A 498-nucleotide genomic window follows, 5' to 3' on the forward strand; every position below is an offset into this window, starting at 1 on the left:
ATTTGACAGTAAAGGGAATAAAACGCATGAGTCTCGCCCTTACCTGTCGTCAGATTTGAGGCATGACATAAAGTACACCGGCTTTGATGAACTGGGCAGGCCGAAAGCCAAAGAAACCCCCCAATATTGCGGACCGAATAATATTGGTAAAATGACCGCAGAATATACCTATTCGGGCTTAAAGACAGACATAGACGTAAGTGAAACGTGCTATGGCATGACTTTAAACACGATGTCTAGGACGTATTCAAGTGACAACCAGTTAATCTCAACACAAGATGCCAATGGTAAGTTCACACGCTATGCCTACAACAGCTTAGGCCTGCCGATTGTAATACGTGATGCCAATAACAATAGTATTGTGGCTAAATATAACGCAATGGGGCAAAAAACAAGGGTTGTGGACCCAAACCAAGGGAGTACTTTCTTTTTATACAATGGCTTTGCCGAGCCTTTGAAAGAAACTCGCTCAAACAATAAAGAAATTAATTATACCTA

Annotated in this window: 1 protein-coding gene; it reads left to right on the forward strand. The window is 41.6% G+C overall.

The annotated features are described in order from the left end of the window. Positions 1-498, forward strand: a 498-nt coding sequence (locus tag N475_RS02295) for an RHS repeat domain-containing protein (protein ID WP_155732528.1), incomplete at both ends; no start/stop codon positions are given.

Source organism: Pseudoalteromonas luteoviolacea DSM 6061 (assembly GCF_001625655.1).
Classification (GTDB): Bacteria; Pseudomonadota; Gammaproteobacteria; order Enterobacterales; family Alteromonadaceae; genus Pseudoalteromonas; species Pseudoalteromonas luteoviolacea.